Source organism: Pseudomonas sp. I8001 (assembly GCF_013385345.1).
GTDB lineage: Bacteria > Pseudomonadota > Gammaproteobacteria > Pseudomonadales > Pseudomonadaceae > Aquipseudomonas.
On record NZ_JACAQC010000016.1, the window covers coordinates 1 to 19,901 of the forward strand.

Genomic DNA, 19,901 nt, shown 5'->3' on the forward strand with positions numbered 1-19,901 from the left:
CTGGGCCTCGATGATCTGAAGCAGCTCGCCGTCGAAACCTACATAACTCCTTGTTTACCAAGGAGTTTTTCGTTTCGACTGCGCCGGAAGTGGGGCGAATTATAGACTTCCAGAATCTGCCGTCAACCCTTAATTCAGCTTTTCTATCAATCCATCCCGACAATCACGGAATTCGTCTATATAGGAAGGAACCGTTAACTAACTGAGCAATATATTGCTCAACGCTTGACAGTTAAGCATCATAGCCACTCGGTTTCTTTCAATACGACCTCGGACGAATACCCTCAATGACCACTTCCCCGCGTAGCCTGGCTTCGACACTGTTTCCGGTCGGCCTGCTACTCATTGCCATGGCCTCTATTCAATCAGGCGCCTCACTCGCCAAAAGCATGTTCCCCATCGTGGGCGCCCAGGGCACCACCACCCTGCGCCTGATTTTCGCCAGTGTGATCATGCTGCTCCTTTTACGCCCATGGCGCGCCAAGCTGACAGCCAAGTCGTTGCAGACGGTGATCGTCTACGGGATGGCGCTGGGGGGAATGAACTTCCTCTTCTATATGTCGCTGCGCACCGTTCCGCTGGGAATTGCAGTAGCCCTCGAATTCACCGGCCCACTGGCAGTCGCCATCTACGCTTCGCGACGCGCCGTAGACTTTCTCTGGATAGCCTTGGCGATTGTCGGACTTCTGCTATTGATCCCAGTGGGCGAAGCCAGCAGCGGCATTGACCTCACAGGCGCCGCCTATGCACTCGGCGCAGGTGCGTGCTGGGCACTCTACATTCTGTTTGGCCAAAAGGCCGGCGCCGACAATGGCGTTCAGACTGCGGCCCTCGGCGTAATGATTGCAGCGTTGTTTGTTGCACCGATAGGTATCGTCCACGCGGGCGCCGCACTCCTCACACCCTCGCTGATCCCGATCGCCATTGGTGTCGCGGTTTTATCCACCGCCCTGCCCTACACCCTGGAGATGGTCGCCCTGACTCGCCTGCCAGCCCGCACGTTCGGAACCCTGATGAGTATCGAACCCGCGTTCGGCGCCCTGTCCGGGCTGTTTTTCCTTCAAGAGCACTTGTCCCTGGCGCAATGGCTGGCCATCACCTGCATTATCCTGGCCTCGGTGGGTGCAACCTTGACCATGCGTAACGAATCAAAACCACTCGTTCCAGCCGATTGATTCAGGATTTGACGTAGCTATGGCATTTGCCGCTCAATTAGGCCATGTTTAGGTCGTAACCCAGTGTCATTCATGGAGATTTTCGATAAGGACATCATGAACGCTACACTCGAGAGCGAGCAAAGCCAGCTTCGTGCACTTAAGCGAGGCGGCTATTAAGGATAGTAATGAAGCGAATTTTGATGCTGTTCATGATTGTGGCAATTGCAGGTTGTGCCGCGACCACCAAGACCGAAGTAAAACGGGGAAAGAAGGGCCTGCATATCAACTGCTCAGGCCTGTCCTCTTCCTGGGACCAGTGCTACGCCAGTGCAGCTAATTCGTGTGGCGCCAAAGGCTATAAAGTCATCGCCAAGTCGGGGGACAACGCCGAAGACCCAGGCGACTACCCGTTCGGTCTTAACCCCGCCGGCTACACAAGCCGAAGCATGATTGTCATCTGCAAGTAACTGTCGATGACCTCACAGCCTCGACAGCTGCTGGCTGAGCACCTCGTAGTTCGATGACAGGACCTGTGCCTGCACCTGCGGGTCGACCATCATCCGCGCCACCACCAGGGCGCCGATGCATTGCGACAGAATCGACCACGCCAGGGCCTCGCTGCCCAGTGTTGCTGCCCACCCCACCTGCAATCGGCAAATCCAGTCCTGCGCCTGTTGACGAACGGCCACATCAGATCGCGCAATCTCCGCCCCCAGGCTCGGCAACGCACATCCGGCTTCGGATTGCTCCACATGGGCCATGCTCAGGTAGAACTTCAAACAGCGATCCAGCCGCTCACGGCTTTGCACCCCGTCGCCATTCAATCGCTCAAGGCTGTGGCTCAATTCACGCTCGACAATCGAACTGAACAATTCATCCTTCGAAGCGAAGTGGCTATAAAACGCACCGCCACTCAAGCCAATGGCCTTCATCAAGCCATCCACCCCGACACTGGCAAAACCCTCTTTCTTCGCCAGTGCCGCACTGCTGTTCAGAAGCTTTTCCCTGGTTTGCTGCTTGTGACTAGCCGAATATCGCATCGCTTCCTCCACTGTGCTGTCAGCTTGACGCCTGCTGGATCGTAGCATAACGTTCGTTTGGCAAACGATCGTTTACTAAAGGATCTCCCATGACGAACAACAAGAAAATCGTACTGGTAGTGGGTGCCGGCGATGCCACAGGTGGTGCCATCGCCAAGCGTTTCGCCCGTGAGGGTTACGTCGCCTGCGTCACCCGGCGCAGCGCCGATAAACTGCAACCCTTGGTGGATAGCATCCACGCAGCAGGTGGCGAGGCGCATGGCTTTGCCTGCGATGCCCGCAAGGAAGAAGACGTTATCGCGCTGATCGAGCGGATTGAAACCGAGCTGGGCCCCATCGAAGCCTTCGTGTTCAACATCGGCGCCAATGTGCCGTGCAGCATCCTGGAAGAAACCGCCCGCAAGTACTTCAAGATTTGGGAGATGGCCTGTTTCTCAGGCTTCCTCAACGCGCGGGAAGTGGCCAAGCGCATGGTCACCCGTAACCGCGGCACCATCCTGTTTACCGGTGCCACGGCCGGGTTGCGTGGCGCCGCCGGCTTTGCCGCGTTCGCTGGAGCCAAACACGGGATCCGTGCACTGGCGCAAAGCATGGCTCGCGAACTGGGCCCACGGAATATCCACGTCGCCCACGTCGTCGTGGATGGCGCCATCGACACCGACTTCATCCGCGACAACTTCCCGCAAAAATACGCCCTCAAGGATCAGGACGGCATTCTCAATCCGGACCACATCGCCGATAACTATTGGTACCTGCACAGCCAGCCCCGGGACGCCTGGACCTTCGAGCTGGACCTGCGCCCCTGGAATGAACCCTGGTAAGCGCGCCCCATAACAATAAACTGCGAGTATCCAGCATGAGTAAAACAGTAGAATTTTTCTTCGACCTCGGCAGCCCTGCCACCTATCTGGCCTACACCCAACTTCCAGGCCTGTGCGCTGCAACCGGCACCCAGCTGATTTACAAGCCAATGCTGCTGGGCGGGGTGTTCAAGGCCACCGGCAATGCATCACCGGCCACCGTTCCCGCCAAAGGTCGCTACATGTTCCAGGACCTGGCACGCTACGCCCAGCGCTACCACGTTCCGCTCAAGTTCAATCCGCACTTTCCCATCAACACATTAATGCTGATGCGTGCGGTCACCGGCGTCCAAATGCGCCAGCCCGAACGCTTTCTCGACTTCATCGACTGCCTGTTCCACGCACTCTGGGTCGAGGGCCGACACTTGGGAGACCTGTCTGTGGTAGCCGCAGTGCTGACCGAACACGGCTTTGATCCTGAAGCAGTCCTGGCGCTGACCAACGATGACGAAGTCAAGACAACCCTCAAGGACAACACCGAACACGCGATTCAGCGTGGCGTATTCGGTGCCCCCAGTATGTTCGTCGGCGACCAGTTGTTCTTTGGCCAGGATCGCCTGGACTTTGTGCGCGAAGCGCTGGGCTAGATCGCAGCCGTGCGCACCTGCAACCACTCCAGCGCTGCACCGCTGAGCAGCGGGCTCAGGCGCTCACGGACGTGTGCGTGGTAATCGTTGAACCACTGGCGCTCCTCCACCGTCAGCAATAACGGCTCCAGGCAACGGGTGTCGATCGGGCACAGTGTCAGTGTCTCGAACTTGAGGAACTCGCCAAACTCGGTCTTGCCCGCTTCACGGTTCAACACCAGGTTCTCGATGCGCACACCCCAGCGGCCCGGACGGTAAGTGCCGGGCTCGATGGAGGTAATCATGCCGGCCTGCATTGCCGTTTGCGGCGCCGCGACGGCTTGATAGGCGATCACCTGCGGGCCTTCATGCACATTGAGGAAATAGCCGACGCCATGACCGGTACCGTGGCCGTAGTCCACACCCTCGGCCCAGATCGGCGCACGGGCGATGGAATCCAGCAGCGGCGAAAGAATGCCCTTGGGGAAATGCGCGCGGGACAAGGCAATCACACCTTTGAGCACCCGCGTGCAGTCGCGCTTCTGCTCTTCGCTTGGCGTCCCGATAGGCACCATCCGCGTGATATCGGTCGTGCCGCCCAGGTATTGGCCACCCGAGTCGATCAGCAGCAAGCCATCGCCCTCGATCAGCGCGTGTTCTTCTTCAGTCGCGTGATAGTGCGGCATCGCGCCATTGGCGTTGAATGCGGCAATCGTATTGAAGCTCAGCGACACATAACCCGGACGACGGGTACGCGCTGCCGTCAGGTGCTCATCAATGGTCAGTTCGGTGATGCGCTCACGGCCCAACGCGCTGTCGAGCCAGGCGAAGAATTCACACAGGGCCGCGCCATCCTGCTCCATGGCCTGGCGAATGTGCTCGGCGTCCGCCAGGCTCTTGCGCGATTTGGCCAAGGTGGTCGGGTTAAGCCCCTCGATCAGCGTGACGCCACTGCCCAGGTTTTCCAGCAAGCCGGCGGTCACCCGGGCCGGGTCGACCTGCACACTCGCGCCCGAAGGAATGTCCTTCAACGCCGCTGCGACTTCGCTGTAATCGCGCAGGGTCACGCCATCCTGTTCCAGCACCGCGCGAAGCTCGGCGTCGACTTTGCTCAGGGCCACAAACAGCGTCGCCTGCTGCTGGCCGATCAAGGCAAACGAGACAAACACCGGGTTGAACGAAACGTCGCCACCCCGCAGGTTAAAGAGCCAGGCAATGTCATCCAGGGTCGCGATAAAATGCCAGTCGGCCCCCTTTTCCGTCAAGCTGGCACGCAGGGCTGCGAGCTTCTCGCCACGGCTGACGGTGGCCTGGGGTGGCAGATGTTGATAGATCGGTTGGTTCGGCAAGGTTGGACGGTCTTGCCAGACTTCATTCAACAAGTCGATATCCGTGCGCAAGCGTGCACCACGTGCCTCCAGCTTGCTGCCCAGGGTGCGCGCCGAGGCCACGGCCATGACCGCACCATCAACGGCTACCACGCCGCCTTCCGGCGTCTGCTCCGCGAGCCATTCCAGCGGCCCGGGCTGGCCGGGTTGCAGCTTGACCAACTCGATACCACTGCCCTTGAGTTCCTTGGTCGCCTGTTCCCAATAGCGGCTGTCTGCCCATACACCGGCAAAATCCGCAGTAACAATCAGCGTGCCCACCGACCCATGGAAACCCGACAACCACTGACGGCCCTGCCAGTAACCCGGCAGGTATTCGGACAAGTGCGGGTCCGCCGACGGCACCAACAGGGCATGAATGCCCTCGCGGCTCATCAGTTCGCGGGTGTGCGCCAGGCGCTGGGGAACCGTTCCATGGGTCAAAGGCTGTGTGCTCATCGTGTCTCCTGCTAACCACTAATAATTGTTATGGGGTCAAACGGCCCAGAACGCCGGTGCGCTGGCCAGTGCCGCCTTGATCAACTGTACCGCCTGATCGATATCCTGCTCGGTGGTAAACCGCCCGAGGCTCAAGCGAATGGTGCGACCTGCGCTGCGGGCGTCATGGCCCAGCGCCATAAGCACATGGGACGGTGCATTGCTCGCCGAATTGCAGGCCGAAGTGGCCGAGAAGGCAATGCCCGCGCTCAAGGCGGCGGAATTGAACTCGCCTTCGCTGAACGTCAGGCTCAGGGTGTGGGGAATGCGTTGGGTAAGGCTGCCATTGAGGCGCACCCCGGCAATTGTATTCAGCTGTTCCAGCAGGCGCTCGCGCAAGGCAACGATGGTCGCCTTTTCTTCAGCAAAGGACGCTGCCGCCAGGGCAAACGCGGTACCCATGCCGGCAATCTGGTGAGTTGCCAGGGTGCCCGAACGCAAACCACCTTCATGGCCGCCGCCGTGAATCTGCGCCAGCACTTTCTGCTGCGCACGTGGGCCGACGTACAACGCGCCGATACCCTTGGGACCATAGAGTTTGTGTGCGGAAAATGACATGAGGTCCACTGGCCATTCGGCCAGGTCAATCTCGACCTTGCCTGCGCCCTGCGCCGCATCCACGTGAAACAGCGCGCCATGCTCGCGCACGCGTGCGCCAATCGCCCGGATATCGTTAAGAGTGCCCAGCTCGTTGTTCACCAGCATCAGCGACACCAGGAAGGTGTCCTCACGCAATGCTTCGCTCACCGCCTCGACACTGATCAAACCCTCGGCGTCCGGCACCAGGTACGTCACGGCAACCCCGGCTTCCTGCAACTGGCGAGCGGTGTCGAGCGTGGCCTTGTGTTCAATCTGGCTGGTGATGATGTGCCCGCCGGCCACGCCGCGCGCCTGGGCAACGCCCTTGATGGCGAGGTTGTTGGACTCGGTGGCACCGGAGGTCCAGACAATCTGTGCCGGCTCGGCGCCGACCAACTCAGCCACCTGGCCCCGTGCCTGCTCAACCGTTTGCCGGGCCTGTTGGCCGAACGCGTGGGAACTGGACGCAGGGTTGCCGAAGTTGGCATTGAAGCCCAGACACTCAACCATCACCTGGATGACCCGCTCATCCACCGGCGTGGTGGCGGCGTAGTCGAAATACAGCGGACGTTTATTCATGACGTTAAAGACTCGCAGAGCAGGTTCCCGAGAACAACGTCTCAGGGGCCGCAATCAGGAAGGAAGATGGTTTACCTGATCCCGTGCCGTTAAAGAAAGACCACTTTATTTAAAAGTGCGTAGGAACGCTCCTGAAATTCAGCTTAACAGGCTCCGGGAAACGGATGGCAAACAAAAAGCCCGAGGTTCCTGTGGGAAACCTCGGGCTTTTCAGACCTCGCCACTGACTCAACTGGGGCGACCGTGCAGCGTCATGCTGCGCTCGGCATTCATCTCACCCTGACGGTCGAAACCGAAGGTGTTCTGTGGCTGGCCGGTCAGGTCGGCTTTCTTCTGTTGGTATTCATCAAATGACAGGCCTCGACGGCTCAGGGCTTCAAGCGCCAGTTCCTTGCTCTCCTCGGCCGAGTAGCCACGCAGTTCGGGCGACGAATGTGTCGCACAACCGGCAAGGACTGAGGTGACAAGCAATACGGAAATGGCGAGAAAACGGTTCATGGCGAAGGTCCTGCGAAACGGGCTGAAGTCAATGAGTACAGGCTACTCCCGCACCTGCACGGTGAAAAATCATCAGCCGTGATAGTCGCTATCAACCTTTGCGACACTTCTGATAGTCGCGCCATATATTCCATTTAGGTCTATAAATATGGAAATACGTTCATTTACGGAATAAACACAACCCTCTATAAATGGCCTCAACACTCACGCCACTGTTCGCCTGGCAACTGTTGCCCAGGCAACAGTCATTCAACAAAACACCAGGCAGACAACACCACCATTTTCCAACACCTGGCACAGAGGCCACGCCAGTCAAGGGCTGCACAGCTTGGTACAGCTCTTGCTCAAGCCCTGCTACTGCTCTTGCCCTGAGCCACTGTTGAAAAAGGAACTGTTGATGACCCGTCCACTGAATGTCGTTGCCCTCTCCGGCGGAACCTGGCGTCCGTCCCGCACCCTGGTGTTGACCCAGGCGGTGCTGGCCGAACTGGCCGATCAATTGCCGATCCAGGCCACCCTGATCGAATTGGGCGACATTGCCCGACCGCTGGGCGGCGCACTGTCGCGCCAGGAATTGCCCGCCGACGTCGAAGCGCAACTGCAGGCCATCGAACAGGCCGACTTGCTGATCGTTGCCGCGCCGGTGTATCGCGGCTCCTACCCCGGCCTGCTCAAGCACCTGTTCGACCTGGTCGACCTCAACGCCCTGATCAACACCCCGGTGTTGCTGGCGGCCACCGGCGGCAGCGAACGCCACGCCCTGGTACTCGATCACCAGTTGCGCCCGCTGTTCAGTTTCTTCCAGGCCCTGACCTTGCCCATTGGCGTATACGCCACCGAGGCCGATTTCACCGATTACCACATAACCAGTGAGCCCTTGAAGGCCCGCATTCGCCTTGCTGCAGAACGCGCCGCGCCGTTGTTTGCCGCGCATCCCACCTCTCTGCTGAAAATCGCTTAAGGATTTGTCATGGATGTTTTCTGGTTTCTGCCTACACACGGTGACGGCCACTACCTGGGCACCACCCAGGGTGCTCGCCCGGTCACCCTCAACTATTTGAAACAAGTCGCCCAGGCCGCCGACAACCTCGGCTACCACGGCGTGCTGATTCCCACCGGCCGCTCCTGCGAAGACTCCTGGGTGATTGCCTCGGCGCTGGTGCCGTTGACCGAACGCCTGCGTTACCTGGTGGCGATTCGCCCGGGGATCATCTCGCCAACCGTCTCCGCACGCATGGCCGCCACCCTCGACCGCCTGTCCGGTGGCCGCCTGTTGATCAACGTGGTGACCGGCGGCGACCCCGACGAAAACCGCGGCGACGGCAGCTTCCTCGATCACAGCGAACGCTACGAAGTGACCGACGAATTCCTGAAGATCTGGCGCCGCGTGTTGCAGGGCGAATCGGTGGATTTCGAAGGCAAACACCTGCGCGTGCAGAACGCCAAGGCACTTTACCCACCGGTGCAGAAGCCATATCCACCGCTGTACTTCGGCGGTTCCTCGGACGCCGCCCACGACCTCGCGGCCGAACAGGTGGACGTGTACCTGACCTGGGGCGAACCACCGGCCGCCGTCGCCGAGAAACTCGCCGACGTGCGTGAGCGCGCCGCCCGCCACGGGCGCACCGTCAAATTCGGGATTCGCCTGCATGTGATCGTGCGCGAAACCGAAGAAGACGCCTGGAAAGCCGCAGCCAAACTGATCGAGCACATCAGCGACGAAACCATCGCCGCCGCGCAAAAATCCTTCTCGCGCTTTGACTCCGAAGGCCAGCGGCGCATGGCCGCCCTGCACGACGGGCGCCGCGACAACCTGGAAATCGCCCCCAACCTGTGGGCCGGCGTCGGCCTGGTACGTGGCGGCGCGGGCACGGCCCTGGTGGGCAACCCTCAGCAAGTCGCCGAGCGCATCAAGGAATACGCAGACCTGGGCATCGAAAGCTTCATCTTCTCCGGCTACCCGCACTTGGAAGAGGCGTATCGCTTTGCCGAACTGGTGTTCCCGCTGCTGCCGGAACCCTACGCCAGCCTGGCCGGGCGCGGCGTCACCAACCTCACCGGGCCGTTCGGCGAAATGATTGCCAACGACGTCCTGCCGGCAAAAGCCAAGGCCTGACCTGCCGTCTGCCGGGGCACGCCCCGGCACACCATGAGGAATACCGCGTGACAGCCAAACCCAACAGCGTCCTGCCCTCACCCTTGCAGACCGCCAAACTGCTGGCCGCCGAATTTGCCCTCACTGCCGTCGAACGCGACGAGCGCGGCGGCACACCGAAGACCGAACGTGACGCCCTGCGCCAAAGCGGCTTGCTGGCCCTGAGCATTCCCACCCAATACGGCGGCCTCGGCGCCCGCTGGAGCGAAACCCTGGAGATCGTGCGCGAATTCGCCAAGGTCGACAGCTCTATCGCCCACGTCTTCGGTTTTCATCACCTGATGCTCGCCACCGTTCGCCTGTTCTCACGCCCGGAGCAATGGCAACCCTGGTTCGAACAAACCGCGCGCAAGAACTGGTTCTGGGGCAACGCCCTCAACCCCTTGGACACGCGCACAGTGGTCAAGGCCTACAACGGCTGGCGCGAATTCTCCGGCAAGAAGAGCTTTTGCTCCGGTGCCAGCGACTCGGAAATGCTGATCGCCTCGGCGGTGGATGAAAGCGCCGGCGGCAAGCTGCTGATCGCGGCCATCCCCAGCGGGCGCAGTGGCATCACCCTGCACAATGACTGGAACAACATCGGCCAGCGCCAGACCGACAGCGGCAGCGCCAGCTTCGAACGGGTACGCGTGGAAGAGTCGGAATTGCTCCTCGATCCCGGCCCGCTGAGTACGCCCTTCGCCTGCCTGCGCCCGCTGATCGCTCAACTGACCTTCACCCATATGTTCCTCGGCATCGCCGAAGGCGCGTTTGCCGAAGCCCGGAATTACACCCTGACCGAAACCCGGCCCTGGCATAAATCCACGGTGCAGGACATTCGCCAGGACCCGTACGTGCTCAACCACTACGGCGAATTCTGGGTCGCGCTGGAAGGCGTGCGCCTGCTGGTGGAACGCGCCGCCGAACTGCTGGACCAGGCCTGGGCCAAGGGCCCGAGCCTCAGTGAAAGCGAGCGCGGCGAGCTGGCCATCGCCATCGCCACGGCCAAGGTCGCTGCCACCCGCAACGGCCTGGAGCTGTGCAGCCGCCTGTTCGAAGTCACCGGCGCGCGCTCCACCCACGCCTCGCTGCGCCTGGACCGGCACTGGCGCAACCTGCGCACGCAAACCTTGCACGACCCGGTGGACTACAAGCTCCACGAACTGGGGGACTGGGCGTTGAACCAGTCCCTGCCGATTCCCACGTTCTACTCCTAGAAGAGGTGCCCATGCAGCTTTTAACCTTACCGCCCTCGCCCGCTCTTGCGACCTCGATCCGCGCCACGGCCCAGGTCTTCGAAGACCCCAAATCCCAGGCGCTGCTGGCGCACATCCAGCAAGTCGCGCCCAGCGAAGCCAGCGTGTTGATCATCGGCGAAACCGGCACCGGTAAAGAGCTGGTGGCGCGCCATATCCACAACCTCAGCGCCCGGCGCAACCGGCCCTTCGTGGCCGTGAACTGCGGCGCGTTTTCCGAATCCCTGGTGGAAGCCGAGCTGTTCGGCCATGAGAAAGGCGCCTTCACCGGCGCCCTCAGCGCGAAGGCCGGCTGGTTCGAAGAGGCGGACGGCGGCACCTTGTTCCTCGATGAAATCGGTGACTTGCCGATGGCGATCCAGGTCAAGCTGCTACGGGTACTGCAGGAACGCGAAGTGGTGCGCCTGGGCTCACGCAAAAGCATTCCCATCGACGTGCGGGTATTGGCGGCCACCAACGTTCAGTTGGAGAAAGCCATCAATGCCGGGCATTTCCGCGAAGACCTGTACTACCGCCTAGACGTGGTCAGCCTCGAACTCAGCCCCCTGCGGGATCGGCCCGGTGACATCCTGCCACTGACCCGGCATTTCATCGAAGCCTACAGCCAGCGCCTGGGTTACGGCCCGATCACCATCAGCCGCGAGGCCGAGCAGAAACTCAAAAGCTACAGCTGGCCGGGCAACATCCGCGAGCTGGAAAACGTGATCCACCACACCCTGCTGATCTGCCGCAACGGGGTGATCGAGCGCGACGACCTGCGCCTGTCGAACATGCGCATCGAGCGTCAGGACGACAGCCAGCACGGCACCGACAACAGCGCCGAAGCCCTGCTGGAACGCGCCTTTCAAAAGCTCTTCGAGGAACAGGCCGGGGCCCTGCATGAAAAGGTCGAGGATGCGCTGCTGCGCGCCGCCTACCGCTTCAGCCATTACAACCAGGTGCACACCGCCAACCTGCTGGGCCTGAGCCGCAACGTCACACGTACCCGCTTGATCAAGATCGGCGAGCTGGCGGTGAACAAGCGACGCCCCGGCGAAAACGTACAGGGCGAGCGCATGCTGCACCTGTCAATTTAGGCGGCAGTGCAGAGCGTTGTCATGGCTGCGCTCGATGCTGCGCAGCACCTGGAACGAACCGAAGGTCACTGCCGTGGCCTGGTGGGCGCGGATCAGCGTCCAGAAGTCTTCCTCACCGTGCTCAAAACACTTGAAGGCCGCTTCCCCCTCCTCGCGGGAGCGCCATTGCAGGTAGCTGAGCACCCGGCGCCCATCATCGCTGACCTGCACGCTGGCATTGATAAAGCCACCATGGCCCTGGGCCAGGCGCTCGCTTTGCGATGACAGGGCGGCTACCAACGCGGATTGCTGCTGAGGCTCGATGTGGAATTCGACCATCTGGGTAAAACTCAGACTCTTCTCTAATACCTGCATGAACATTCCCCTCTCACTGTAGGCACAATCTTGCGATTCGATGCCACGCAGGGTAAAACCTCTAGTTAAGTCAAGGTCAAGGGCTTTTTCATGGTCACCAAAGAACTCACCGTCGGCCAACTGGCAGCCCGCAGTGGCGTGGCGGTTACCGCGCTGCACTTTTATGAAACCAAGGGGTTGATCAAGAGCCACCGCAACGCCGGCAACCAGCGGCGCTATCCGCGGGATGTGTTGCGCCGGGTGGTGGTGATCAAGATTGCCCAGCGTTTGGGCATTCCCCTGGCGACGATCCATGACGCGCTGCAAACCTTGCCCGATGGCCGCACGCCCAACGCTGCCGATTGGGAGCGCCTGTCTGCGCTATGGCGTGAGGACCTGGACCAGCGCATCGAAAAACTGATGTTGCTGCGGGACAAACTCAATGGCTGTATTGGCTGCGGGTGCCTGTCGCTGGAGGCGTGCCCGCTGCGCAATCACGACGACGTACTGGGTGAGCGCGGGCCTGGGGCACAACTCTTGGAGCCGTCCACATAATGGCGGGGTAAAACTCGATCAATGTGGGAGCGGGCTTGCTCGCGAAAGCGGGGTGTCAGTCGCCAGATGCAGTGGCTGATCCACCGCCTTCGCGAGCAAGCCCGCTCCCACACAAGCCCGCCCCCACATTTTGATCGCCGTCAGACTTAGAATCCCGGGGCAATCTGGCCTTTATAGCGGGTCAGGATGAACTGGCGCACTTCATCGGAGTTCAACGCCTTGGCCAGTTTCTGGATGCCAGGGTCATTGATGTTGTCCGGGCGCGCGACCAGGTACTCCACGTACAGGCTCTTGCCCTTCTCGACGATCAACGCGCTGTTGGTGTCGATCCCCGCTTCCAGGGCGTAGTTGGCAAACACGAACGCCAGGTCCACCTGGCTCACCGAGCGGGCCAGCAACGCACCTTCCAGTTCACGAATTTTCAGGTGCTTGGGGTTTTCAACGATATCCCGCGGCGTGGCCAGGGTGTTGCTCGGGTCCTTGAGCTTGATCAGGCCGGCTTCGTCCAGCAGCACCAAGGCGCGGCCAGTGTTGACCGGGTCGTTGGGGATCGACACTGTCGCGCCGTCTTTCAACTCCGAGATATTTTTGATCTTGGTCGAGTACGCGCCGAAAGGCTCGATGTGCACACCGACCACCGGCACCAGGTTGGTATTCCGGGTCTTGTTGTAGTCATCCAGGAATGGCCGGTACTGGTAGTAGTTGGCGTCGATGTTCTTCAGCGCCAGTTGCTGGTTGGGCTGGATGAAATCGGTGAAGACCTTGATTTGCAGGTCCACGCCTTCCTTGGCCAGCACCGGCTTTACGAACTCGAGGATCTCGGCGTGAGGCACGGGCGTGGCGCCGACGACCAGCGTCTCGTTGGCAACGGCATTGAAGGACAAGACAGCGGCCAAGATGGCCAGGGATTTTTTCATGGTTGCTCCGAAGGCATTAGTTATAGGAATCAACGGCGGCTGTAATGCGCCACCAAACGGTCACCGGTCATCTGCAGGGCCTGCACCAGCACCAACAGCAGCAACACGGTGACCACCATCACGTCGGTCTGGAAACGCTGATAGCCGTAGCGGATAGCCAGGTCGCCCAGGCCACCGCCACCGATCACCCCGGCCATGGCGGTGTAGTCCACCAGCACAATCGCGGTGACAGTGACCGCTGCCAGCAGCCCGCCCCGGGCTTCCGGCAACAGCGTGTGGCGGATCACCTGCCAGGTGCTGGCGCCCATGGATTGGGTGGCCTCCACCACGCCACGGTCGACTTCGCGCAAGGCGGTTTCCACCAGCCGCGCAAAGAACGGCGTACAGCCCACCACCAACGGCGGAATGGTGCCGGCCACGCCCAGGGAGGTGCCCACCAGCAAGGTAGTCACCGGGATCAGCACAATCAGCAGGATGATGAACGGCAGCGAGCGCAGCACGTTGACCACCACCGACAGCGCCCGATACACCACCAGGGTTTCGTGCAACTGGCGCTTGCCGGTGAGGAACAACAGCACCCCCAGCGGCAACCCCAGCAGCACGGTAAAACCCAGGGCCGCGCTGAGCATGCTCAGGGTTTCCAGGCAGGCTTGGCCGATGTCGGCCCAATAGATGTTTTTAAACAGCTCGGCCATGGGTCAAGACCAATCGTGACGCGGTGGCTTGGCGCCGTTGAGCAGCCAGTTGCCCACCACGTGATACTTCCAGCGCACCGGGTCATGCAGGGTATGCACCCGCGCATTGCGCCAGTGACGGTCGAAGTTGTGCTTCTTCAAGGTGGAGCGGGTGCCGCCGAGTTCGAAGAGCTTGTTGCTGGCTTCAATGGCGATTTCAGTGGTCAGTACCTTGGCTCGCGCGACAGCCAGGGAGGCGTGGGCAACGTTGTCTTCATCAGGTGCCGGGCGCGCGGCGTCCAGGGCCTTGCCGGCCCGCTCCAACAAGGCTTCCGCCGCTTCCAGGCGAATATCCAGCGCGCCGACCTGGATGATAGTCAGCGGGTCTTCACTGGCGTTCTCCACCCCGGCATCGATCCACGGACGGGCGAATTGCCGGACGAACTGCACCGTGTCACGCAACGCGGCACGGGCGATGCCGGCGTCGATGGCGGCGGTGGTCAATTGGGCGAAAGGCCCGGCCAGGGTCGGCGAATCGTAGGAGCGATGGGTAGGAAACAGATTGAACGCCGGCACCTTCAAGCCTTCGGCCAGCACCGTGCCGCTGGAGGTGGTGCGTTGGCCCATGCTGTCCCAGTCGTCGACCACCACCAGGCCTTCAGTGCCGCGCGGCACGAACGCCAATTGCGCATTTTGCTGTTCATCCAGCGCCAGCACCGCCAGCCAGTGGGCATACAGCGAACCGGTGCAATAACCCTTGCGACCGTTGATCACATAGCCATCGCCTTGCCGGCGAATGGTCGCCTGGATGTCCTGGACGTTCTTGCCGCCGGTTTCCGACAGCGCATTGGCAAACCGATGCCCTTCCAGCGCCAGGCCAAAAAAGTACGCCTGCTGCTCGGGCGTGCCTTGCAGGCGGATATCTTCCAGCAGGCAGTAATGGTTCTGCGGGATTTGCCCCAGCGAAGGGTCGGCCGCCGAGATAATCGCAATCACCTGGGCCAACACCGCGTATGACACCTGGGCACCACCAAACTCGCGGGGCACGCTGATGCCCCACAGACCGCTGTTGGAATACAGGTCGACGACCTCCGCAGGCACCTGGCGGGTGCGATCGCGCTCGGCGTCCTGTTCCAGCAACACGGCAGCGACTCGGCGGGCAACGGCCAGTGCGTGGGCCTCGTCGCGGATCAACTCGGCGTGGGGCGTGTGAATCGGGTAATCGGCAGATACAGGCAGTACAGACATACAACGCTCTCGGGCGAATGGTTTGCCAGAGGCATTGCAGCTTCTGTGCCTGAGGCGCCTGGCCTTCAAACACAAGGGTTTGCTCCCGATATACGCGCGGCAGACCGCCCTTGGCGCAGCAAACTGCCGGTTTGCTGTTGCCTGGGCAACACCTCGTCGGCTGCCCGCAAGCCACGGCGCACGTGGCCTATAGTGAAAAAGCCGTCCCTCCACAACCATCATCAAGGAGAACGATATGAGCGTTAAACCCATTCCCGAGGGCTACCACAGCATCACGCCGTACCTGGGCATCGACAAAGCCGCTGAAGCCATCGAGTTCTACAAGCAAGCCTTTGGTGCCACCGAAGTCATGCGCCTGGACATGCCCGACGGCAAGATCGGCCATGCCGAACTGCGCATTGGCGATTCGGCGATCATGATGGCCTCGCCCTGTGGCGAAATGTCGTTCGGCAGCCCGGGAAAAGAACACCCCAGCGTGTGCCTGCATCTCTATGTGCAAGATGTCGACCAACAGTTCGCCCAGGCCATCAAGGCCGGCGGCACGGCGATTTCAGAACCCAAGGATCAGTTCTACGGTGACCGTTCCGGGACGCTGAAAGACCCGTTCGGGCATGTGTGGTTCCTGGCCACGCGCAAGGAGGACTTGACCGAGGCGCAAGTTCGCCAGCGGGCCGAGGCGTTGTTCAAGCAAGGATGAAGTCGCCTGGGCGACACAACCCAACGGTAGGAACTGGCTTGCCTGGGATGGCATCACCTCGGTGCGACTGATACATCGAGTTGCCTGCATCGCAGGCAAGCCAGCTCCCACCGTTGAACTGCACTGCCTGAAAGATCGGGCTTCAACACACTTCATGAACAACCCCTCCACGCTTTCCCCCTTGCCCCGGGCGCCGTGTGATTTCAGGATGCAAGCAATCATCACAAGGAGTCATTCCATGTTCGCCGGATTCCAAAAAGACCAGCGCCACGTCAACGGTGTGGACATCAGCTACCGCAAAGGCGGCGCGGGTCCCGGCCTGCTCCTGCTGCACGGGCACCCGCAGACCCACGTCATCTGGCACAAGGTCGCCGAGCAACTGGCCGAACACTTCACCGTGGTCGCCGCCGACCTGCGCGGTTATGGCGACAGCAGCAAGCCCGCCGCCATTGACCATCACACCAATTATTCAAAACGCGAAATGGCCCGCGACGGCGTCGAGCTGATGAAAGCCCTGGGCTTCGACGAGTTCTCGGTGCTGGCCCACGACCGTGGCGCCCGCGTCGCCCATCGCCTGGCTCTGGACCACCCCAAGGCCGTGCAGCGCATGGTGCTGCTGGACATCGCACCAACCCTGTCCATGTACGCCCAGACCGACGAAGCCTTTGCCCGCGCCTACTGGCACTGGTTCTTCCTGATCCGCCCGGCGCCGTTGCCCGAGAGCCTGATTGAAGGCAACCCGGAACTCTACCTGCGCAGCGTCATGGGCAGCCGCAGTGCCGGGCTCAAGCCGTTCACCGATGAAGCCTTCGCCGAATACCTGCGTTGCCTGAAACTGCCCGGCACCGCCACCGGGATCTGCGAGGACTATCGCGCCGCCGCTGGCATCGACCTTGAGCACGACCGCGCCGATATCGACAAGGGCAACCACCTGGAGTTGCCGCTGCTGGTGATGTGGGGCGCCGAAGGCACCGTCGGGCGCTGCTTCGAACCCCTCAAGGAATGGCAGAAAGTCGCGACCGACGTACGTGGCAAGGCCCTGCCGGCCGGCCACTACATCGCAGAAGAAATCCCTGAAGTGCTGCTCGGCGAAGTCCTGACCTTCCTTCGCTGAGCCTTTATGAACCGCTGACCTGACCGATCCCGCCCCGCAGGCTTGAAACAGCCTGCGACGGGATCTGCTTGCCCAAAAAACGTCTCGAGATAATAAAAATGACAATCAGAAAACTGCTGGGAACCCTGTATGTGCAGGTGATCATCGCCATTGTGCTGGGCGTGTTGATCGGCAACCACTGGCCTCAGGTGGGCATCGACCTCAAGCCGTTGGGCGACGGGTTTATCAAGCTGATCAAGATGATCATCGGCCCGATCATCTTCTGCACCGTGGTCTCCGGCATCACCAGCATGCACGACGTGAAGCAGGTGGGCCGCGTCGGCGGCAAGGCGCTGCTGTACTTTGAGATCGTCTCCAGCATCGCCCTGGTAATCGGCATCCTCGCCGCGCACCTGCTGCACCCCGGCGTGGGTTTCAATATCGACGTGAAGACCCTCGACACCTCCGCCATCGCCGGTTTTGTCGGCCAGGCCGAACACGGCGAAGGCGTCACCGGGTTCCTGATGCATGTGATCCCCACTACCTTCTTCGACGCCTTCTCCAAAGGCGAAATCCTCCCGGTACTGTTTGTGTCGGTGCTGTTTGGCCTCGGGCTGGTGATGATCGGCGAGAAGGGCCGGCCCCTGGTCGGCGTGATCAACCAGGCCAGCGAAGTGTTCTTCCGCATCGTCGGGATGATCAGCCGCGTCGCGCCGATCGGGGCCTTCGGGGCCATCGCCTTCACCATCGGCAAATACGGCCTGGGCTCGCTGCTGCCGCTGTTGAAACTGGTGGGCACGTTCTACGTCACCGCGTTTTTCTTCATCGCCGTGGTGCTGGGCAGCATCGCCCGGTATGTGGGGTTCAGCATCTTCAAGCTGCTGACCTACATCAAGGCTGAACTGTTGATCGTGCTGGGCACCAGCTCCTCCGAATCTGCGCTGCCGCAACTGATCCAGAAACTTGAAAGCCTTGGCGCGTCCAAAGGCGTGGTGGGGATCGTGGTGCCCACCGGCTACACCTTCAACCTGGACGGCACCAACATCTATATGACCCTGGCGGTGCTGTTCCTGGCCCAGGCGACCAATATCGACCTGACGCTGGAGCAACAACTGACCCTGCTGGCGGTGGCGATGCTTACCTCAAAAGGCGCCGGTGCGGTGGTGGGCGCAGGTTTTGTCGCGCTGGCCGCCAGCCTCGCGGTGGTGCCGACGGTGCCGGTGGCGGCGATGGTGCTGATCCTGGGTGTGGACCGGTTCATGGCTGAATGCCGCTCACTGACCAACATCATCGGCAATGCCGTGGCGGCGCTGGTGGTGGCGGCCTGGGAAGGTGAACTGGATCGCGAGAAAATGGCGCCCATCGCCCTCAAGCACGGCCGCCATGCACGGGCCGCCGCCCAGGCGAAGATCGCCGCCGAGTAACCCTTAAACACCAATCCCCTGTGGCGAGGGAGCTTGCTCCCGCTGGGCTGCGCAGCGGCCCCAAGATCTTTGGGAGCGCTACGCACTCCAGCGGGAGCAAGCTCCCTCGCCACAGCAAGCGCCCTCACCACAGAAGCTCCCTCGCCACACCGGTGCTATTCTGGCGGTTCATGCCGCCATGCCTGTTTCTGATGAACAACAAGAAAGATACCGTGCCCCTACCTGAAGACCTGCGGGTATTCCTGACCGTGATCCGCAAGGCCGGCTTTGCTGCGGCTGCCGACGAGCTGGGTTTGTCCCCGGCCTACGTCAGCAAGCGTATCCAGATTCTCGAAACCACCCTCGCCACCCGCCTGCTGCACCGCACCAGCCGCCGTATCGCCCTGACCGAAGACGGTGAGCGCGTGCAGCGCTGGGCCGTGCGGATTCTCGAAGACCTCCAGCAGTTGTCCGACGAGCTTTCCGACGCCCACGACAGCCCGCGCGGCCACCTGCATTTGTGCAGCAGCTTCGGTTTCGGTCGTAACCATGTGGCACCGGCCTTGTCGCTATTGGCCGAACAATACCCGGACCTGGAGATTCGCCTGGACCTGTTCGACCGGGTGGTGGATATCGTCAGCGAGGGTTTCGACCTGGAGATTCGCGTGGGCGACGACATCCCCGGGCAACACATCGGTCGCCGGCTGGTGAGTAACCGGCGGGTGCTGTGTGCGGCGCCCGCCTACCTCGAACGCCGTGGTGTGCCGCAGCACTTGAGCGACCTGGAACAGCACGACTGCCTGGTGCTCAAGGAGCGCGACAACGCGTTTGGCATCTGGCACCTGGAGCGCGATGGCGTGCAGGACAGCGTGCGCGTGCGCGGGCCGTTGTCGTCGAATAACGGCGAGATCGTCTTGCAATGGGCCCTGGACGGGCGCGGCGTGTTGCTGCGTTCGATGTGGGATGTGAAACCGCTGCTGGAGCAAGGGAAACTGGTGCAGGTGCTGCACGACTACACCCAGAGCGCCAACGTGTGGGCGGTGTACCCGACGCGGCTGGCCTACTCCGGGAAGTTGCGGGCGTGTGTGGAGTTTTTGCAGGAGCACTTCAAGGGGTTGTCGATTTAGCGTGCCGGGTTTGAGTACATATCCGTTGCTGCGGTAACGGCCGCTGACGGTTCTGCTCTTACAGCGGCCTACCGGCCGGCTTGAGTGTTGAAGAGCAAAATCAAAAGCTAAAGCGGGCACGGTCCAAATGTGGGAGCGGGCTTGCTCGCGAAGGTCGTTAACGATGACGCGGGCATTCTGGATGAACGCGGCGCTCTCAGGTTTTTCGCGAGCAAGCCCGCTCCCACAGAAAAGCAGATCTGTT

Annotated in this window: 21 protein-coding genes; 13 read left to right on the forward strand and 8 right to left on the reverse strand. The window is 61.2% G+C overall.

Features of this window, described 5'->3' with window-relative positions; all coding sequences use genetic code 11:
• Positions 1–287: 287 nt before the first annotated feature.
• The gene (gene rhtA, locus HX839_RS14450) at positions 288–1,175 is read left to right on the forward strand and encodes a threonine/homoserine exporter RhtA (protein WP_003210146.1); all 888 of its coding nucleotides are present in this window, start codon (positions 288–290) and stop codon (positions 1,173–1,175) included.
• Between the two features lie 167 nt (positions 1,176–1,342).
• A complete protein-coding gene (locus HX839_RS14455) occupies positions 1,343–1,624 on the forward strand; it encodes a hypothetical protein (RefSeq protein ID WP_003210144.1) in 282 nt (93 codons plus the stop codon).
• Between the two features lie 12 nt (positions 1,625–1,636).
• Here the strand turns inward: HX839_RS14455 and HX839_RS14460 are convergent, their stop codons facing one another.
• Entirely contained in the window at positions 1,637–2,197 is a 561-nt protein-coding gene (locus HX839_RS14460; protein WP_008430866.1) for a TetR/AcrR family transcriptional regulator, read from the reverse strand.
• Positions 2,198–2,286: 89 nt separating this feature from the next.
• Between HX839_RS14460 and HX839_RS14465 the strand changes: the two genes are divergently transcribed.
• Positions 2,287–3,018 (forward strand): SDR family oxidoreductase, encoded by a 732-nt coding sequence (locus HX839_RS14465; protein ID WP_003210139.1) that lies wholly within the window; start codon positions 2,287–2,289, stop codon positions 3,016–3,018.
• A gap of 35 nt (positions 3,019–3,053) precedes the next feature.
• On the forward strand, positions 3,054–3,644 hold the full coding sequence (locus tag HX839_RS14470; RefSeq protein ID WP_102369598.1) for a 2-hydroxychromene-2-carboxylate isomerase: 591 nt from the start codon (positions 3,054–3,056) through the stop codon (positions 3,642–3,644).
• Here the strand turns inward: HX839_RS14470 and HX839_RS14475 are convergent.
• The 3 genes from HX839_RS14475 to HX839_RS14485 all read right to left on the reverse strand — a co-directional run bounded on the left by HX839_RS14475 (position 3,641) and on the right by HX839_RS14485 (position 7,144).
• Positions 3,641–5,449 carry an aminopeptidase P family protein gene (locus tag HX839_RS14475; RefSeq protein ID WP_087695275.1) on the reverse strand — a complete coding sequence of 603 codons (1,809 nt, stop codon included), beginning with the start codon at positions 5,447–5,449 and terminating at the stop codon, positions 3,641–3,643. The genes HX839_RS14470 and HX839_RS14475 overlap by 4 nt on opposite strands.
• Before the next feature lie 36 nt (positions 5,450–5,485).
• Positions 5,486–6,646 carry a cysteine desulfurase family protein gene (locus HX839_RS14480; RefSeq protein ID WP_003210134.1) on the reverse strand — a complete coding sequence of 387 codons (1,161 nt, stop codon included), beginning with the start codon at positions 6,644–6,646 and terminating at the stop codon, positions 5,486–5,488.
• Between the two features lie 228 nt (positions 6,647–6,874).
• The gene (locus HX839_RS14485) at positions 6,875–7,144 is read right to left on the reverse strand and encodes a hypothetical protein (RefSeq protein ID WP_177067231.1); all 270 of its coding nucleotides are present in this window, start codon (positions 7,142–7,144) and stop codon (positions 6,875–6,877) included.
• A gap of 397 nt (positions 7,145–7,541) precedes the next feature.
• Here HX839_RS14485 and msuE point away from each other — a divergent pair, with 397 nt between their 5' ends.
• From msuE to HX839_RS14505, 4 genes are read left to right on the forward strand one after another with little or no spacing between them, the layout of a single operon-like run.
• Positions 7,542–8,105 carry an FMN reductase gene (msuE, locus tag HX839_RS14490; RefSeq protein ID WP_003210131.1) on the forward strand — a complete coding sequence of 188 codons (564 nt, stop codon included), beginning with the start codon at positions 7,542–7,544 and terminating at the stop codon, positions 8,103–8,105.
• Positions 8,106–8,114: 9 nt separating this feature from the next.
• Positions 8,115–9,260 (forward strand): FMNH2-dependent alkanesulfonate monooxygenase, encoded by a 1,146-nt coding sequence (gene ssuD / locus HX839_RS14495; RefSeq protein ID WP_177020570.1) that lies wholly within the window; start codon positions 8,115–8,117, stop codon positions 9,258–9,260.
• Between the two features lie 47 nt (positions 9,261–9,307).
• The gene (locus tag HX839_RS14500) at positions 9,308–10,495 is read left to right on the forward strand and encodes an acyl-CoA dehydrogenase family protein (protein ID WP_003210129.1); all 1,188 of its coding nucleotides are present in this window, start codon (positions 9,308–9,310) and stop codon (positions 10,493–10,495) included.
• Positions 10,496–10,506: 11 nt separating this feature from the next.
• A complete protein-coding gene (locus tag HX839_RS14505) occupies positions 10,507–11,610 on the forward strand; it encodes a sigma-54-dependent Fis family transcriptional regulator (protein ID WP_003210127.1) in 1,104 nt (367 codons plus the stop codon).
• On the opposite strand, the gene HX839_RS14510 is transcribed toward HX839_RS14505, so the two are convergent.
• Positions 11,602–11,964, reverse strand: coding sequence for an antibiotic biosynthesis monooxygenase (locus tag HX839_RS14510; protein ID WP_032898632.1), 363 nt, complete (start codon positions 11,962–11,964; stop codon positions 11,602–11,604). The genes HX839_RS14505 and HX839_RS14510 overlap by 9 nt on opposite strands.
• Positions 11,965–12,054: 90 nt before the next feature.
• On the opposite strand from HX839_RS14510, the gene soxR reads away from it, so the two are divergent.
• Positions 12,055–12,498, forward strand: coding sequence for a redox-sensitive transcriptional activator SoxR (gene soxR, locus HX839_RS14515; protein WP_008430848.1), 444 nt, complete (start codon positions 12,055–12,057; stop codon positions 12,496–12,498).
• A gap of 146 nt (positions 12,499–12,644) precedes the next feature.
• Here the strand turns inward: soxR and HX839_RS14520 are convergent, their stop codons facing one another.
• The 3 genes from HX839_RS14520 to HX839_RS14530 are packed head-to-tail and all read right to left on the reverse strand — an operon-like array spanning position 12,645 to position 15,337.
• Entirely contained in the window at positions 12,645–13,415 is a 771-nt protein-coding gene (locus tag HX839_RS14520) for a MetQ/NlpA family ABC transporter substrate-binding protein (RefSeq protein ID WP_102369600.1), read from the reverse strand.
• A 29-nt stretch (positions 13,416–13,444) separates the two neighbouring features.
• Positions 13,445–14,110, reverse strand: a complete 666-nt coding sequence (locus HX839_RS14525; RefSeq protein ID WP_008430846.1) for a methionine ABC transporter permease — start codon at positions 14,108–14,110, stop codon at positions 13,445–13,447.
• 3 nt (positions 14,111–14,113) lie between these two features.
• Positions 14,114–15,337 carry an SfnB family sulfur acquisition oxidoreductase gene (locus tag HX839_RS14530; protein WP_003210116.1) on the reverse strand — a complete coding sequence of 408 codons (1,224 nt, stop codon included), beginning with the start codon at positions 15,335–15,337 and terminating at the stop codon, positions 14,114–14,116.
• Between the two features lie 235 nt (positions 15,338–15,572).
• On the opposite strand from HX839_RS14530, the gene HX839_RS14535 reads away from it, so the two are divergent.
• From HX839_RS14535 to HX839_RS14550, 4 genes are all read left to right on the forward strand, one after another.
• The gene (locus HX839_RS14535; RefSeq protein ID WP_177047780.1) at positions 15,573–16,034 is read left to right on the forward strand and encodes a VOC family protein; all 462 of its coding nucleotides are present in this window, start codon (positions 15,573–15,575) and stop codon (positions 16,032–16,034) included.
• A gap of 238 nt (positions 16,035–16,272) precedes the next feature.
• Complete coding sequence (locus tag HX839_RS14540; protein WP_008430843.1) at positions 16,273–17,148, forward strand: alpha/beta fold hydrolase; 876 nt, start codon at positions 16,273–16,275, stop codon at positions 17,146–17,148.
• A 98-nt stretch (positions 17,149–17,246) separates the two neighbouring features.
• A complete protein-coding gene (gene dctA, locus HX839_RS14545) occupies positions 17,247–18,551 on the forward strand; it encodes a C4-dicarboxylate transporter DctA (protein WP_177067232.1) in 1,305 nt (434 codons plus the stop codon).
• Positions 18,552–18,742: 191 nt separating this feature from the next.
• The gene (locus HX839_RS14550; protein ID WP_177067233.1) at positions 18,743–19,657 is read left to right on the forward strand and encodes a LysR substrate-binding domain-containing protein; all 915 of its coding nucleotides are present in this window, start codon (positions 18,743–18,745) and stop codon (positions 19,655–19,657) included.
• Positions 19,658–19,901: the final 244 nt, after the last annotated feature.